This is a genomic window from Loktanella sp. PT4BL, from assembly GCF_003201935.1.
Lineage (GTDB): Bacteria > Pseudomonadota > Alphaproteobacteria > Rhodobacterales > Rhodobacteraceae > Yoonia.
On the sequence record NZ_QJJL01000001.1, the window covers coordinates 461,784 to 476,875 of the forward strand.

General features: G+C 58.6%; 16 protein-coding genes. 11 read left to right on the top strand and 5 right to left on the bottom strand.

All coding sequences use genetic code 11. The features are described 5' to 3' along the window. Positions 1 to 17: 17 nt before the first annotated feature. The gene (locus tag C7964_RS02220) at positions 18 to 554 is read right to left on the bottom strand and encodes a DUF3833 family protein (protein WP_110278526.1); all 537 of its coding nucleotides are present in this window, start codon (positions 552 to 554) and stop codon (positions 18 to 20) included. Positions 555 to 644: 90 nt separating this feature from the next. Between C7964_RS02220 and ttcA the strand changes: the two genes are divergently transcribed. The 3 genes from ttcA to C7964_RS02235 all read left to right on the top strand — a co-directional run bounded on the left by ttcA (position 645) and on the right by C7964_RS02235 (position 4,187). Next, the gene (gene ttcA / locus C7964_RS02225; RefSeq protein WP_110278525.1) at positions 645 to 1,517 is read left to right on the top strand and encodes a tRNA 2-thiocytidine(32) synthetase TtcA; all 873 of its coding nucleotides are present in this window, start codon (positions 645 to 647) and stop codon (positions 1,515 to 1,517) included. A gap of 266 nt (positions 1,518 to 1,783) precedes the next feature. Continuing rightward, a complete protein-coding gene (locus tag C7964_RS02230) occupies positions 1,784 to 3,370 on the top strand; it encodes a PstS family phosphate ABC transporter substrate-binding protein (protein ID WP_110278050.1) in 1,587 nt (528 codons plus the stop codon). 211 nt (positions 3,371 to 3,581) lie between these two features. Next, on the top strand, positions 3,582 to 4,187 hold the full coding sequence (locus C7964_RS02235) for a LolA family protein (RefSeq protein ID WP_110278051.1): 606 nt from the start codon (positions 3,582 to 3,584) through the stop codon (positions 4,185 to 4,187). A gap of 55 nt (positions 4,188 to 4,242) precedes the next feature. On the opposite strand, the gene C7964_RS02240 is transcribed toward C7964_RS02235, so the two are convergent. Both C7964_RS02240 and C7964_RS02245 read right to left on the bottom strand, forming a co-directional pair. Continuing rightward, positions 4,243 to 4,833 carry a transglycosylase SLT domain-containing protein gene (locus C7964_RS02240; protein WP_110278052.1) on the bottom strand — a complete coding sequence of 197 codons (591 nt, stop codon included), beginning with the start codon at positions 4,831 to 4,833 and terminating at the stop codon, positions 4,243 to 4,245. A gap of 76 nt (positions 4,834 to 4,909) precedes the next feature. Then, a complete protein-coding gene (locus tag C7964_RS02245; protein ID WP_110278053.1) occupies positions 4,910 to 5,791 on the bottom strand; it encodes an AEC family transporter in 882 nt (293 codons plus the stop codon). An 80-nt stretch (positions 5,792 to 5,871) separates the two neighbouring features. Between C7964_RS02245 and hspQ the strand changes: the two genes are divergently transcribed. Then, positions 5,872 to 6,198 (top strand): heat shock protein HspQ, encoded by a 327-nt coding sequence (hspQ, locus tag C7964_RS02250; protein WP_076660810.1) that lies wholly within the window; start codon positions 5,872 to 5,874, stop codon positions 6,196 to 6,198. On the opposite strand, the gene C7964_RS02255 is transcribed toward hspQ, so the two are convergent. After that, positions 6,195 to 7,034, bottom strand: a complete 840-nt coding sequence (locus C7964_RS02255; protein ID WP_110278054.1) for a fumarylacetoacetate hydrolase family protein — start codon at positions 7,032 to 7,034, stop codon at positions 6,195 to 6,197. The genes hspQ and C7964_RS02255 overlap by 4 nt on opposite strands. Before the next feature lie 115 nt (positions 7,035 to 7,149). Between C7964_RS02255 and yaaA the strand changes: the two genes are divergently transcribed. Next, on the top strand, positions 7,150 to 7,920 hold the full coding sequence (gene yaaA / locus C7964_RS02260) for a peroxide stress protein YaaA (protein WP_110278055.1): 771 nt from the start codon (positions 7,150 to 7,152) through the stop codon (positions 7,918 to 7,920). Then, entirely contained in the window at positions 7,890 to 8,702 is an 813-nt protein-coding gene (locus C7964_RS02265) for an aspartate dehydrogenase (RefSeq protein WP_286163715.1), read from the top strand. The genes yaaA and C7964_RS02265 overlap by 31 nt, the downstream gene beginning before the upstream one ends. A 7-nt stretch (positions 8,703 to 8,709) precedes the next feature. Here C7964_RS02265 and C7964_RS02270 read toward each other — a convergent pair whose 3' ends face one another. Further along, positions 8,710 to 9,885, bottom strand: coding sequence for an acetyl-CoA C-acyltransferase family protein (locus C7964_RS02270; protein WP_110278057.1), 1,176 nt, complete (start codon positions 9,883 to 9,885; stop codon positions 8,710 to 8,712). A gap of 150 nt (positions 9,886 to 10,035) precedes the next feature. On the opposite strand from C7964_RS02270, the gene C7964_RS02275 reads away from it, so the two are divergent. From C7964_RS02275 to C7964_RS02295, 5 genes are read left to right on the top strand one after another with little or no spacing between them, the layout of a single operon-like run. After that, complete coding sequence (locus C7964_RS02275; RefSeq protein WP_110278058.1) at positions 10,036 to 10,419, top strand: VOC family protein; 384 nt, start codon at positions 10,036 to 10,038, stop codon at positions 10,417 to 10,419. Positions 10,420 to 10,471: 52 nt separating this feature from the next. Next, positions 10,472 to 11,128 (top strand): ABC transporter ATP-binding protein, encoded by a 657-nt coding sequence (locus tag C7964_RS02280; protein WP_110278059.1) that lies wholly within the window; start codon positions 10,472 to 10,474, stop codon positions 11,126 to 11,128. Then, positions 11,125 to 13,509 (top strand): ABC transporter permease, encoded by a 2,385-nt coding sequence (locus C7964_RS02285; protein WP_110278060.1) that lies wholly within the window; start codon positions 11,125 to 11,127, stop codon positions 13,507 to 13,509. The genes C7964_RS02280 and C7964_RS02285 overlap by 4 nt, the downstream gene beginning before the upstream one ends. Next, positions 13,499 to 14,527, top strand: a complete 1,029-nt coding sequence (locus C7964_RS02290) for a lipocalin-like domain-containing protein (RefSeq protein WP_110278061.1) — start codon at positions 13,499 to 13,501, stop codon at positions 14,525 to 14,527. The genes C7964_RS02285 and C7964_RS02290 overlap by 11 nt, the downstream gene beginning before the upstream one ends. Next, positions 14,520 to 15,077, top strand: coding sequence for a pyridoxamine 5'-phosphate oxidase family protein (locus tag C7964_RS02295; protein WP_110278062.1), 558 nt, complete (start codon positions 14,520 to 14,522; stop codon positions 15,075 to 15,077). The genes C7964_RS02290 and C7964_RS02295 overlap by 8 nt, the downstream gene beginning before the upstream one ends. The last annotated feature ends 15 nt before the right edge of the window (positions 15,078 to 15,092 follow it).

The window sequence follows — 15,092 nt, forward strand, 5'->3', positions numbered from 1 at the left end:
TCGACGAAATTTCTTTGCTACTCCCTTTCAAACGAAATCGTAACCGTGCCGATATCCAGCCCGTAGCGTTTGACGTAGGCGAGGTTCAGCAACCGGTCCTCCGCCAGCAGCCACATCCAGTCGTCAAAGGTCACACGCAAGGTTTCTGTCTCGCCTGTGGCTGACGGCACCGGCAGATCAATCTCGTATTTCCAGTTGAAGCGGTCGCCTTGTTCCTCTCCTGTCGCCTGCCCGATCACGCCCGGGGCCGTGCCGACCCAGCTATCCGGCCCGGTCTTGGTCAGCGTCCATATCCGTTGCTCGGTCGACCCGTCTTCATAGACAAAATCCTCAACCAATCTCAGCCGCTCACCATCCCAGTCACCCGCGATATTCACAACAAAACTGCGCCGTACCGTGCCGAGGATGTCCTGAAACTGCCCGTAGGCCACCAGTTCGCCGTCAAAGAATTCTTCAAGGTTCAATTTGCGGTCGCTGAGGCTGGGGTCATCAAAGGACGGTTTGCCAGTGCAGGCGGCGAGCAGGGCGAAGGCGGCGGCAAGGATCAGGCGCATGATATTCTCCAATGACTTATTTCTGATACGCAGGCCAATGGGTTTCGGATGCCTCTAGGCAGACCACCGGCGTTCTGGCATATCGAAAACATGCTAGATGAGTCTGAAATCCACCCGCTGTTTTACGGCGCCCCGACCACAACCGAGTTCAAGAAGCTGCGCAAGCGGATTGTCCGGTATACGCGCGAGGCGATTGAGCAATACGGCATGATCGAGCGCGATGCGAAGTGGCTGGTCTGCCTCTCAGGTGGCAAGGACAGCTATACACTCCTGGCAGTGCTCTATGAGCTGAAATGGCGTGGCCTGTTGCCTGTTGAACTTGTGGCCTGCAATCTTGATCAGGGCCAGCCCGGATTTCCTGCGACTGTCCTGCCGGCGTTTCTCGAAAAGATGGGTGTGCCCCACCGGATCGAGTATCAGGACACCTATTCCATCGTGATGGATAAAGTCCCGCAGGGTCGCACATTCTGTGCGCTTTGTTCACGGCTGCGCCGTGGCAACCTCTACCGCATCGCGCGCGAAGAAGGTTGTTCTGCAGTTGTGCTGGGTCATCACCGCGACGATATTCTGGAAACTTTCTTTATGAACCTGTTCCACGGTGGCCGTCTGGCAACAATGCCGCCGAAACTGGTGAACGAAGAAGGTGATCTGTTCCTCTACCGCCCTCTGGCGCATGTGGCCGAGGCCGATTGTGAAAAATTTGCGGCTGCAATGAATTATCCGATTATCCCTTGTGATCTTTGCGGGTCGCAAGACGGGTTACAGCGCCAACAGGTCAAGCAGATCCTTGATGGCTGGGAAAAGAACAGCCCGGGCCGCAGGCAGGTCATGTTCCGCGCCTTGATGAATGCGCGCCCGTCCCATTTGCTCGACCCCAAGCTGTTTGATTTTGCTGCATTGCAGCGCAATACGCAGCCGCCATGCGAACTCGGTGAAGAGGATGCGGGCCAAAAACCCCTTTAGAAACGGTCACTGGCCGACAAAGCGCGATTCCGCGCCTTGCGTTATTATGCTGTGAGTGCAAACTACCCAGAATGTGGCGAGACTGTGGAAAGGCTGACTGCGCTAATTCATTGCAATTGCAGAAGGCCCTTAAATAAAGGGCGTTCTCATTGTTGCGCAAACCGGTTCAATTAACCATTTATTGTCGGCATTTCCCTAGTTTCGCCCGTTTTGCATGGTCTTGTCCCAAGATATATCCGCTGACGCTTTGCTGGAGCTTTAAAAAAATGATTTCACGATTTGCCACGACCTTGTTCTGTACTGTTGCGCCGGTGGCGCTTTTTGCGCAGTCGGTTGAGCTACGTTCCTTGGATGAATTCATCAATGTGCAGGGTCAGATTGTCGGCTTCAACGGTGTGATGGTTCAGGTTGAAACAACGGTTGGCCGCGTGGCCGTGCCTGCGGCAGAAGTCGTGTGCTACGGGGATGCATGCCTTGATGTCATCGCATCGAACGACTTTGGTCTGACGGAAGCGGCCTTTCAGGGCGTTGTCGGAAATGCCGTTCCTGCCATTGCCGGTGCTGTTGATGCACTCTCCGTCGGGTTCGCCACAGCAAGTTACGGTACATTGCACCGGACCATAACAGGGGCTTTTGCGGTAACAAATGCAGGCAGCACGAGCGCCGAACTGACGTCTGTTGGTGAATTGATCCTGGAGGACAGCACGACAGGCGACAAAGCGTCCTTGGCGGTCAGTGCCTCCGATGAAGTAGCCGATATTCGCGTGGACAGCGTTTCCCTCAACGGCACAGCAAGCCGTGTTTACAACACACCCTCGGCATGGGCGACGGGCACGGCATTGTCACATCAGTTGCTCGGCCTCAAATCGTTCTCTGTTGTTGTGGCGCCGAATGCGGGGATCACAGCGCTTTCCGTAAACGACCTTGCACGGATTTTTGCAGGCGAGGTCACGAACTGGTCCCAGATCGGCGGCGCAGACGTCAGTATTCTGCCGCTCCAGCTTCCGCCGAGTTCCGAGGCGGGGTCCGCCTTCCAGCGTCTTGTCATGGAGCCCGCCGGACGCGAGGTTGCAGGCAACGTACTGACAATGTCGGATGAGGCCGGTGTTGCTGGTTCAATCGGTCAATTCCCCGGGAGTGTGGGTGTTGTGACCACGTCAAATGCCAACCAGAACTTTGTCGTGGATGTGACCGGTTCTTGCGGCATTGCTGTCGCGCCGACACCGTTCAACATTGTTTCAGGCGACTATGCCCTGATCCAGCCCATTATGGCGACATATAACGCCACCCCCAACACAGCTTTGCCGGCAGAGGTGTTCGACTTTGCCGCGAGCGATGTTGCGCAGGGTCTGGTCGAGAATGAAGGGTTCATCAACTTCAGTGCTGTGGCATTGAACAGCGCCGAGAAGAACGCGCGGATCAGTGGCCTGCTCGGGGCAGCACTTGACGACGTGCAGCGCGCCGCCGCCGCCGAAATGTTCCAGGCGCTGTTTGATGCCGACCGCCTGTCCTCCACGATGACGGGCGGCCCTGCCAGCGGCGCAGAGGGTGCGTGGAACCGCGCGATGCTGATTGACCTGATTGATTTTCTGGAACAGCCCGGAAATGAAGGCCGCGAGATCCTTTTTGTTGGCTTCGGAGAGAGCAGCAACGGGAGCGCAGCAGCGATTGCAGCTTCCGAAGAAGCGGCGGCATCTTTTGCGGCGCTACTCGCTGATGTTGCGGCAAATACAATTGCTGCGAACAACTACACCGTCACTTCATATGGCTTCGGGAATGTGTCTCCGGCCACCTGCATTGACGGGCAGGTCGCAGGGTCCGAGTACACACGTGTCGAGGTTTGGATCCGCTGATCCCTTTGGGAAGATTTCAGACTAGCAAAGATGCGCCGTTCTACGGCGCATTTTTCATTTCTGGTGCGGCTTTCGGATTTGGCTTCAAGGCAAAACCCGCAAATCGCTATCAGGAAACATATGGCATGTTATCGCTTAGCAGCACATCACATGCTGTTGTATCGCCTATCCAAAGGGTGCATTTCGTCACCCAGACACATAGGTAAGAGACATGAACAAACGTATCCTCTCCTTCATCGCCGTTCTGGCGCTCACGCTCTATGCCGGTGCCGTTTCGGCCCAGCAGCTCAGTCTGGCGCAAATCTCGGCCTATCTGAACCAGCTTCAGACGGCACAAGGCGGCTTTACCCAGATCAATCCCGACGGCACGCTGAGTACCGGCCAGATCTATATCAAACGCCCGGGACGTATCCGGTTTGAGTATAACGCGCCGTCCGACTCTCTGGTGATGGCAGGTGGTGGGCAGGTCGCGATCTTTGATCCGCGCTCGAACACAGGACCGGACCGCTATCCGTTGAACCAGACGCCGCTCAGCATCATTTTGCAGAATAACGTAGATCTTGAACGCGCCGATATGGTGACAAATGTGGTTTCGGACGGAACGACGACAACTGTCACTGCGCAAGACCCCGACAACCCCAACTATGGCAGTATCCAACTGGTCTTTACTGCCAATCCGGTTGAACTGCGGCAGTGGATTGTCACCGACGAATTCGGAACCGAGACCACGGTGATCCTGAATGATCTGATCTCGGGCAGCGTGATCCGGGATATCCTGTTCAACATCAACGCGGAAATACGCAGTCGCGGAAACTGATCCCTGATGACAAGATCAAGAAAAGGCGGCTCTGGGCAGAGCCGCCTTTTGTGTTTTAGCGCTTGCGGCAGGACCGCAGCTGTTGGTCATACATGACGGCACGCGCTTCGACTTCACCGGCAATCCGGATCAACCAGCTTTTGGAACGCCACGTGCCACGCAGGAAACCGGTCCGTCCATCGTGATAGGCCAAATACTGATTGCGGGTGTCATAGATCGGCACGCCCGTCTCTTCGACGGTCTTGGTCATGTACCATCCCATGAAGTCCGTGGCGTCAAAGATATCATCCCGTCGCGCGCCGCGTCCGCCTGGTCCGCGCACGTATTCTTCCCATGTGCCATCCAGGGCCTGACTATAGCCAAAGGCCGAGGATTGCCGCCCCACGGGAATCACACCCAGCGCATAGCGGTGCGGCGTGCGGTTGTTGCCGATAAATTTGCTTTCCTGATAAATCATCGCCATCAACGCAGGCACCGGAACGCCGTATTTACGTTCCACCGCATTGAAAGCACGAAGGTATTCTGGGCGCTCGGACACGATACTGCATGCATCATCAAGGTTGCGCGGGGCCGAGTTATAACCCGATCCGCTGCTGCAACTTGCCAGAAGCATCACACATGCCATTGCGCGAAAGATCCTGCTCATCTGCCTCTCGCTTATCTTTGTTTTTTCGCAGCATAGCGCGGAACGGGCGATGTGGGAATCCCCTAGTGGTGACGGTTCAGATCACAAATGCGAGGATCAGCGGCAAAGCGATCACTGAAAGCAGGGTTGAGGCTACAACGAGACCCGCCACAGGCTGGGCGTTAGCCCCGTATTTTTCGGCCAGAAGGTAGGACGTGACAGCCACCGGCGTGGCCAGTTGCACAATCAGCACGCCAGCGGCAACCGGATCAAGCCCGAACCAGACCGCAGCCCCCCAGCCAGCACCGCCGCAAATTACCAGTTTGACGACCGAAAGCAGGACAGCCTGTCCCATCGCCTTTGTTTCCAATCGCGCCACTGCGACCCCAAGTGTGATCAGCATCATCGGGATCGCCATCTGCCCGATCAATTCCAGCGTATTGGTCAGGAAAACCGGTGTTTCCCACCCCTGCCACAAGAACAGCGCGCCCAGCAGGGTCGCACCCACCAAGGGTTCCTGCAAAACGCGTTTGAATGATCCTGCACCGGCCACCATCCAGATCCCGATCGTGAAAGACAAGATTGCCATCACCGCAAAGACGACCACCGCATAGCCCAACCCTGTCTCGCCAAAAGCAAAGAGCGCCAGCGGCAGGCCAAGGTTGCCTGTATTGCCGAAAATCAGCGGTGCCAGATAGGTTTGCGTGTCGAGCCGCGCTGCTTTCACAAGAATGAAACAACCCGCCATCACAACCAGATAGGCCATGAATGCGGCCACAGAAAGCGTGGCAATCGCCTGCGGTGCGGCGTCTATGTTCATCAACGCCACAAAGATCAGGCAGGGCACCGCCAGCGTCATCGCCATGCGGGTGACAAAAGTGACGCTGTACTCAAACCCCAGTTTGACCCAGACGAATCCGACAGCTGCCAAAAGAAAGACCGGCGCGGTGATATTCAGGACTGTCAGGACGAGGTTCACAAACTGTTTCCTTTAAATCTTGGCTGCAAGCGTGGACTTTTCGCGTGCGGCAGACTTATAAGGAGACAAATAGGAAGACCATGTTCAAAACGCGCGCGAAATATCATCTTGGCCAGATTGTACGCCACAGAAAGCACCCTTTCCGGGGTGTGATCTTTGACGTGGACGCCATGTTTTCGAACACTGACGAATGGTACAATGCCATTCCAGAGGACAGCCGGCCCAAAAAGGACCAGCCCTACTATCATCTCTTGGCCGAGAACGAGCAGAGCTTTTATGTGGCCTACGTCTCGGAACAGAACCTTGTCGCGGATTATTCGGGCGAACCGGTAGACCACCCTGATCTGGATGATCTGTTTGGTCCGTTCGAGGATGGCCAGTACCCGTTACAGGTCCAGCTCAACTAGCCTTTGAATGCGACGGCTTCTTGCCGCAGTGCGCCGAGCCCTTCAATTTCTGCCGTCAGGATATCGCCCGCTTTCATAAAGCGGGGTGGTTTATGACCAACGCCGACACCGGGCGGTGTCCCTGTCAGAATAAGGTCGCCGGGCTGCAGGGTGACGAACTGGCTGACATGCGCTACGATCTGCGCCACCGAAAAGATCATCGTCTTGGTTGACCCTTTCTGCATCTGCTCGCCGTTGATTTCCAGCGACATTGAAAGGTTCTGCACATCCGGAACCGCGTCCTTGGTCACAAGGTAAGGGCCGATCGGGGCAAAGCTGTCTGCGGATTTGCCTTTCATCCACTGACCGCCGAACTCAAGCTGGAACGCCCGTTCCGACACGTCATTGCCGACGAAATACCCCGCGACGTGGTCCAGTGCGGCTTCCTCTGTTACGTGTTGAGCACGGCTGCCGATGGCAACGCCCAGTTCCAATTCCCAGTCGGTCTTGGTCGCCCCTTTGGGAATGATGATCGGATCATGCGCGCCTGTGACCTCGCAGGCCTTCATGAACAGGATCGGGTGATCGGGGATCGCCATATTCATCTCTGCGGCGTGGTCGTAATAGTTGAGCCCGATGCAGAAGACGCGCCGCACATCGCTTAGAAACGGGGCTGGTTTGCCGGCAATGACAGGGCAGTCGTCAAGATCAATGGCGGCAAGGGCGCGCAGCGCGTCCGGTGCAATCTGAGCAGCGGTCACATCGTCAATGTGTCCTGACAAATCACGCAAAGCGCCCGCAGCATCCATTGCTGCTGGTTTGATCCCGTCTGCTGTTCTGATCCGGCAAAGTTTCATGGCGCACTCCCTTTTGTTTGGCCAAGACATAGCCCCAGAGGTGTGCGGACACCAGAGGGGTGGTCAATGTGGCTGGTCATGTTACATCCCTGTGCAAGATCGAAAGGATACCCAGATGCTTGTTGTCGTTTCCCCTGCCAAATCGCTCGACATGGAGCCTGTTGATATTCCCGCCACTGCACCTGATTTTCAGGAAGACGCAGTGCGCCTGTCCAAGACCGCCAAGAACCTGACGCTGAAAGAGCTCAAAAGTCTGATGAGCATTTCGGACGATCTGGCCCGTCTGAACCGTGACCGTTTCAATGCTTTCGCGGCAGAACCGGAAGCAAGCGCCACGAAACCTGCGGCACTGGCGTTTAACGGCGATACCTATCAGGGCCTGGAAGCCAAGACATTGACCGAGGATGATCTGGCATGGGCGCAAGACCACCTGCGCATTCTGTCCGGCCTCTATGGTCTGTTACGGCCGCTTGATGCGATCCAGCCCTACCGGCTCGAAATGGGCAGCCGGTTGAAAACACGGCGCGGCAAATCGCTTTATGACTATTGGGGCGATACCATTGCCAAGGCGCTGAACGCTCAGGCCGAGATCCTGGGCACCGATACGCTGGTGAACTGCGCCAGTCAGGAATACTTCGGCGCAGCGGACCGCAAGGCCCTGAAATTGCGGGTGATCACGCCGGTCTTTATGGAAGTCAAAGACGACAAACCGCGCATTGTCAGCTTTTTCGCCAAACGCGCCCGCGGTGCGATGGCGCGGTTCGTGATTGAAAACCGTGTGACCGAGGCCGAAGGCCTGAAAGACTTTGGCAGCGGCGGCTATGCATTTGATCCAGACCTCTCAGAAGGCGACAAATGGGTGTTCCTGCGCGATTACCCAACCTGATGCTGCGCACCGTTGCCATCATCGGGCAGGGTGCGATTGCGCGCTACGTGCGCGCGCAACTGCCCGCGCTGAACATCACCGAGATCGCCACCATCGTGCGCCCCGGCAAAGAGATCGGGGATTCCACGCCGCCGTTTATCTCTGACCTGAATGATCTGCCATCGCGCCCTGATCTGGTGATTGACTGCGGCGGGCATCAGGCACTTGCTGTACACGGTCCTGTCGCCCTGGCGCTGGGCATTGACGTGATGACCATCTCGCTTGGTGCTTTGGCCGACCTGCAGATTGAACGATCCTTGCGCGATGCGGCCACCGAAGGCGGCGCGCGTCTGCATCTGGTGAGTGGCGCCATCGGCGGGCTGGATGCGCTGCGCAGCGCAGCGGTCGGCACGATTTCTCAGGTCAGCTACACCGGTCGCAAGCCGCCAAAAGGCTGGCGCGGATCACCCGCCGAAGCTGCGATTGATCTGGATGCGATCGCCGCGCCAAAGCCCCATTTCAACGGGACCGCGCGCGAGGCCGCACTTGCCTATCCCAAGAACGCCAATGTCGCCGCCGCTGTCGCCCTTGCGGGAATCGGATTTGATAAGACGCAGGTGGAATTGATCGCCGACCCTACTGTGACCGAGAATATTCACGAAATTTCGGTGCAGGGGGCCTTCGGCACCTTCCATTTCCAGATCGCGGGCAAGGGGCTGCCCGACAACCCGCGCAGTTCTGCGCTGGCGGCGATGAGCATCGGTGCCGCCCTCGCTGAAATACAAAAACCGATCGGTTTCTGACTGCCCGTCAGATCCGCTCGATCGCCAGCGCAATCCCCTGACCGCCGCCAATGCACATCGTGATCAGTGCGCGCTTGCCGCCGGTACGTTCCAGCTCAAACATTGCTTTCACTGTGATGATTGCACCCGTCGCCCCCACTGGGTGGCCCAGCGCAATCGCGCCACCATTGGGGTTCACGCGGGCCGGATCAAAGCCAAGCTCCTTGGATACCGCCAAAGCCTGCGATGCAAAGGCCTCGTTCGATTCAATCACATCGAAATCGTCCACTGTCAGCTTTGTTTTCGTCAATAGATTGGTCACGGCGGGCACAGGACCGATGCCCATAACCTCTGGCCGCACACCGGCATGGGCATACCCGATGATACGGAATTTCGGCGTAAGACCTGCTTTTTCCGCCGCGTCGGCTGTCGCCAGCACAATCGCCGCCGCCCCGTCGTTCAGGCCCGAGGCATTGCCAGCCGTGACCGATCCGTCTTTCTGGAACACAGGGCGCAGTCCGGACAGCGCCTCCAATGTCGTGGCCTTGGGGTGTTCGTCCGTCATGAAATCCACGATCTCGCGGCGCTGTTTGACGGGAACGGGGGCAATCTGGCTGTCAAAATATCCTGCCGCAATTGCGGCGGCGGCGCGTTCCTGACTGAGCAAGGCGAATGCGTCCTGCTCTGCGCGGGTGACATGATGTTCGCCCGCGACATTCTCGGCCGTGACACCCATGTGACCTGTGCCAAAAGGACAGTTCAGCGCCCCCAACATCATATCCCGTGTGCGGATATCGCCCATCTTGGCACCCCAGCGCTGATCAGAGATGATAAAGGGTGACCGGCTCATGTTCTCGGACCCGCCAGCAAGGCCAAAATCGGCATCCCCCAGCATCAGCGACTGCATGACCGACACAATAGCCTGCACGCCCGATCCGCAGAGGCGGTTCACGTTCATCGCCGGTGTTGTCTCAGGGATCCCTGCATTCATGGCAGCGACACGGCTGAGATACATGTCCTTCGGTTCGGTATTGATCACATGTCCGAACGCCACATGCCCCACTTGGCCGGCGTCAACACCGGCACGTTCAAGCGCGGCTTTGGCTGCAATCGTGCCCAGTTCAATTGGGGGCGTTCCTGCGAGAGACCCGCCAAAGGTCCCGATTGCCGTCCGCGCCCCACCCAATATTACGATCTCGGTCATGTCAGCCCCTTTCTCTTTCAGTTGGAATGATCGTATCGTTGCGGAGAAAAAGAAACAGCAGAACGTCACGGCAAATCTGGTGCATCAGTCCGAAAGTCCTGCTTCTGTGTGAGCGTAAAGGTTTCGCGCTGGCGTCATGAGGGAGGTAAAATGATCGTCGCACTTGATCACATCCAGTTGGCGCTGCCTGCAGGCGCTGAAAATGCCATGCGTGCTTTTTATTGCGACCTGCTTGGCATGACAGAGGTCGCGAAACCCGCCGCACTGCAAGGGCGTGGTGGGTTCTGGGCGCGGACGGGCGCTTTGGAATGTCATTTTGGCGTTGATCCTGATTTCCACCCCGCCACAAAGGCACACCCTGCCTTTGTGGTTGACGATATCGCAGCCTTGGCCGGTCGGATGGAAACTGCGGGCCTTGCCGTGAAGTGGGACACGGCACTGCCGGATGTCACACGGTTTTTCGTGTCTGACCCTGTGGGCAATCGCGTCGAACTGATCGCACAGGCACCGCAGCAGACCGAATCGACGCAATAGGCGTTTCCTTCTGCGGCAGGTGCGTTACCTCTAGCCCAGAGGCGCGAAAAACATGTTACTGACCGTTCAAGATATTCATAAAACCTACCACACCGCTGATGGTCCTTTTGACGTGCTGCGCGGTATCGACCTGACGCTGGCATCAGGCGAGACACTGGCGCTGACAGGCGAATCCGGGAGCGGCAAAAGCACGTTGCTGCACCTGATCGGCGGTCTTGATACACCCGACAGCGGCAAAATCCTGCATGAAGGGCGTGATATGGCCGCCCTCGATGATGCCGGTCGCGCCGCCCTGAGGCGGGGCACCGTCGGCGTGGTGTTCCAGCAGTTCAACCTGATCCCCAGCCTGCGTGTGTCCGATAACATCGCCTTTCAGGCACGTCTGGCTGGCCGTCATGACCCAGATTGGGACGCTGCATTGGCCGCACGTATGGGGCTGACACCCCACCTTGCCAAATACCCCGAACAGCTTTCGGGTGGCCAGCAGCAGCGCGTGGCGATTGCCCGCACATTGGCCACGAAACCCCGTGTCGTGCTGGCCGATGAACCCACCGGCAACCTCGATGAGGCCACTGCCAGCACCGTTCTTGACCTGATGCTCGAACTTGTCGCCGAAACAGGCGCAGGCCTTTTGATGGTCACCCATTCCGAAGGCCTTGCCGCGCGCGTGTCGCGGCGCCTGCATCTGCGGGCGGGCCGCGTGGCATGACCACAACGACCCTTCACGCGCTTCTGTCACATTGGTGGCGCAATCCGTTGCAGCTTTTCACGTTGCTGGCGGGGCTGGCGCTGGCCACAGCACTCTGGTCCGGCGTGCAAGCTGTCAACGCCGAGGCGCGTGCCAGCTATGACGCCGCCGCTGCGACTTTGGGTGAGGGGCAATACGACAGGCTTGTGCGCCGAGACGGGCAACCGATGACCCAGGAGACCTATGTCGCCCTGCGACGTGCAGGTTGGCTGGTCAGCCCCGTGGTGCAGGGGCGGCTTGATGGCGTGCGGATCATCGGGGTTGAGCCACTGACAGCGCCGGGCGGGGTGGGGCCGGTATCGTTGCAGGAAGGAACAGACCTTACGTCTTTCCTCACAGGTGAGGGCCAGCTTTTCGCCAATTACGAGGTCGCGGAACAACTTGCAGGCCTCAACATCGTCGTCACACCGGATGTGGCCCCCAACACTGCTGTCACAGATATCGGCGTGGCACAGCGCCTGCTGTCCAAACCAGACCAGATTGACAGTCTGATCGTCCTGCGCGGTCAACCTATCGGGCGTCCCCCACTTGATGCCATTGCCCCCAAACTGACCCTGCAGCCCGCCCAGGGCGGGAGCGATATCGCACGGCTGACCGATAGCTTTCACCTGAACCTGACGGCCTTTGGTCTGCTCTCTTTTGCTGTCGGCATCTTTATCGTCAACGGCGCGATTGGCCTCGCCTTCGAACAGCGCCGCCCTGTGGTGCGCACCCTGCGTGCCTTGGGGCTACCGCTGCGCCGCCTGATCCTGCTCTTAGGCGCGGAACTCATGCTCTTTGCCCTGATTGCAGGCGTCATCGGCGTGGCGCTTGGCTATGTGATCGCAGCCCTGCTACTGCCCGATGTTGCGGCCACATTGCGCGGGCTTTACGGGGCCGATGTTTCCGGCACGCTGCAACTGCGCCCGTCATGGTGGCTTTCCGGTATGGCGATTGCACTGGGCGGCACGGCGCTTGCTGCGGGTGGTGCGCTTTATCAGATGTCGCAAATGCCCTTGCTTGCGGCGGCCCAGCCCCGTGCGTTAGCGATGGCTGCAGGGCGGCGCGCGGTCTTGCAGGGCATCGCGGCCGCGATTTTGCTGATGCTCTCGGGCGTGTTGATGTTCACCGCAACCGGCATGATCGGCGGCTTTCTCTTGCTGGGTGCGCTTTTGATCGGGGCGGCGCTTGCCTTGCCTATCATCCTTGACCGGCTCCTTGCACTCGCAAGCAGACTTGCCCGATCCGTCACCGCCCAGTGGTTCTGGGCTGATACACGCCAGCAATTGCCGGGCCTGTCGCTTGCGCTGATGGCGCTGCTGCTTGCGATGGCTGCCAATGTCGGTGTCTCGACCATGGTGTCGAGCTTCCGCCTGACCTTCACTGATTTCCTCGATCAAAGACTGGCGTCCGAGCTTTACGTGCGCACCGAAAGCGACGCGCAAACCGCGGCCCTGATCACTTTTGCCACGCCCCGCACCGACATCATCCTGCCGATCCAAAGCGCTGACACCGAAGTGGCGGGTCAACCGACCGAGGTCTACGGCGCGCGCGACCATGCCACCTACCGTGACAATTGGGTGTTCCTGCAGCAAACGCGCGATCCGTGGGGCAGTACCTTCTCAGGGCAAACGGTGCTGATCAACGAACAACTCTCGCGCCGCGCGAACCTGATGGTAGGCGATGAAATCACGCTGCAAGACACCGCCTTTGCCATCGCAGGTGTCTACGGCGACTATGGCAACCCGATCGGGCAGGCGGTGATCGGCGAAGAGGTTTTCGCCACCCTCTACCCCGACATCGCACCCCAAAACTTTGGCCTGCGGATGGACCCCGAAGCAGTGCCGGATTTTGTTGACGCGCTGGAAGCCGCAACAGGCATTGCCGCGACCCAAACCGTCAACCAAGCAGGCATCAAGGCAATCTCGCTGGCGATTTTCGAACGCACCTTTACCGTCACAACCGCCCTGAACATCCTCACCCTTGCGGTCGCCGGATTCGCCATCCTGATGAGCCTTCTGACGCTTGCCAGCATGCGCGTCCCGCAACTGGCCCCTGCATGGGCCATGGGCATGACACGTCAGCAACTCGGGCGGCTTGAACTTGTCCGTGCGATCATGCTCGCCCTGCTTACGGCTGTCGTTGCCTTGCCACTGGGCCTTGCGCTTGCGTGGGCTTTGCTCGCGGTGGTGAATGTGGCGGCCTTTGGATGGAAGCTGCCGATGTATCTATTCCCGCTGGACTATGCCCGCATGGGGGTTTTCGCGTTGCTGGCGGCAGGGCTTGCCGCTCTCTGGCCTGCCCGCAGGCTGGCGCGGACACCCCCTGCGGATTTGCTCAAGGTATTTTCCAATGAACGTTAAAGCGCTTTTCCTTGCTCTCTGCCTGCCCATGCCGGCGCTGGCACAAGGCTTTGCCGGTCTGGGCACAGAGGCCGAAGGCTTTTCTGTTCCGCAACCTGAACCGCAATTCAATTTTCCTACCGATCACGGCGCGCATAACGATTACCGAATCGAATGGTGGTATCTGACCGCCAATCTTGAAGCGGCGGACGGCACGCCTTACGGGCTGCAATGGACCCTGTTCCGCTCTGCCCTCGCGCCCGGGGCGGGCGATGGCTGGACCGCACCGCAATTGTGGATGGGACACGCGGCGGTCACGACACCCGATAATCACTATGTGGCCGAACGGCTGGCCCGCGGCGGGATCGGACAGGCAGGGGTGACGGCGGACCCATTTGAGGCTTGGATCGACGACTGGGCACTGACAGGCGACTGGAACACCCTGCACATGACTGCAAGTGCAGCCGATTTTGCCTATGACATGGCGCTCACGGCCCAAGGCCCGCTGATTTTTCACGGAGAAGGCGGCTATTCGGTGAAATCTGCCGCAGGGCAGGCGTCCTACTATTATTCGCAACCGTTCTTTGCCATCGAAGGCACCCTGCAACTGCCCGAGGGCGATGTCGCGGTGACAGGGAACGCATGGCTTGACCGTGAATGGTCATCACAGCCATTGGCGGAAAACCAGACGGGCTGGGACTGGTTCTCGCTGTCATTCGACGATGGCAACAAAATGATGGGGTTCCGCCTGCAACAGACCGATGGCCAGAACTTTACCTCTGCCACCTGGATGACGCCTGACGGGCAGACAACGCCCTATACTGACGGCGCATTGGTCGCGACACCCCTTGCCACGAATGACAGCGATGTGCCCGTGCGCTGGCGTGTGGAACTGCCTGCCCAGGGTGTCGATGTGACCGTTGCCGCGATCAATGAGAACGCGTGGATGGCAACAAGCGTGCCGTATTGGGAAGGCCCTGTCACAGTCACGGGCAGCCATGAGGGTATCGGATACTTGGAGATGACGGGCTATGAGTGACTGGTTCGAAACCACAGACGGCATCTGGGACAAACTCTGGGGCACGTTGGGCCGCGGTGTTGCTGATGCCAAGCATCCTGCGCGCCGCCCGACCTTTGCAACTGTGTCACCCGAAGGGTGGCCGGAGGCGCGCACAGTTGTGCTGCGGTCTGCTGATCGCGCGGCGGGGGCCGTCACTGTCCATACGGATCTCTATTCCGACAAGATCAAGAGCCTGCGGGCCTTGCCCCGCGCAGCGCTGCATATCTGGGATGCCAAGCAGAACCTGCAAATCAGGCTACAGGCCGAAGTGACGATCCTCTCGGGCGCGCAGACCCGTGCACTTTGGGAGAAAATCCCCGATCATGCCCGGCAATCCTACGGTGTCACACCGCCCCCTGGTCAGCCGATCACGACAGCGCTCGACTATGTCAAATCGCCCGATCCGGAGACCTTCGCCGTACTGCAATGCCATGTCACGACCATCGACGCTGTCCACCTCGGGACTGACCATCGCCGTGCCGGTTTCTCACGTGATCGTCATTGGCAAGGACAGTGGCTTTCCCCCTGACAGCGACCCCGCTAC

Coding starts and splice junctions, on each gene's coding strand:
- C7964_RS02285 (WP_110278060.1), top strand. CDS start 11,125: ATGACCACAACGACCCTTCACGCGCTTCTGTCACATTGGTGGCGCAAT.
- C7964_RS02230 (WP_110278050.1), top strand. CDS start 1,784: ATGATTTCACGATTTGCCACGACCTTGTTCTGTACTGTTGCGCCGGTG.
- C7964_RS02280 (WP_110278059.1), top strand. CDS start 10,472: ATGTTACTGACCGTTCAAGATATTCATAAAACCTACCACACCGCTGAT.
- C7964_RS02235 (WP_110278051.1), top strand. CDS start 3,582: ATGAACAAACGTATCCTCTCCTTCATCGCCGTTCTGGCGCTCACGCTC.
- C7964_RS02265 (WP_286163715.1), top strand. CDS start 7,890: ATGGGTGTTCCTGCGCGATTACCCAACCTGATGCTGCGCACCGTTGCC.
- C7964_RS02220 (WP_110278526.1), bottom strand. CDS start 554: ATGCGCCTGATCCTTGCCGCCGCCTTCGCCCTGCTCGCCGCCTGCACT.
- C7964_RS02270 (WP_110278057.1), bottom strand. CDS start 9,885: ATGACCGAGATCGTAATATTGGGTGGGGCGCGGACGGCAATCGGGACC.
- ttcA (WP_110278525.1), top strand. CDS start 645: ATGCTAGATGAGTCTGAAATCCACCCGCTGTTTTACGGCGCCCCGACC.
- C7964_RS02275 (WP_110278058.1), top strand. CDS start 10,036: ATGATCGTCGCACTTGATCACATCCAGTTGGCGCTGCCTGCAGGCGCT.
- hspQ (WP_076660810.1), top strand. CDS start 5,872: ATGTTCAAAACGCGCGCGAAATATCATCTTGGCCAGATTGTACGCCAC.
- C7964_RS02255 (WP_110278054.1), bottom strand. CDS start 7,034: ATGAAACTTTGCCGGATCAGAACAGCAGACGGGATCAAACCAGCAGCA.
- C7964_RS02290 (WP_110278061.1), top strand. CDS start 13,499: ATGAACGTTAAAGCGCTTTTCCTTGCTCTCTGCCTGCCCATGCCGGCG.
- C7964_RS02295 (WP_110278062.1), top strand. CDS start 14,520: ATGAGTGACTGGTTCGAAACCACAGACGGCATCTGGGACAAACTCTGG.
- C7964_RS02240 (WP_110278052.1), bottom strand. CDS start 4,833: ATGAGCAGGATCTTTCGCGCAATGGCATGTGTGATGCTTCTGGCAAGT.
- yaaA (WP_110278055.1), top strand. CDS start 7,150: ATGCTTGTTGTCGTTTCCCCTGCCAAATCGCTCGACATGGAGCCTGTT.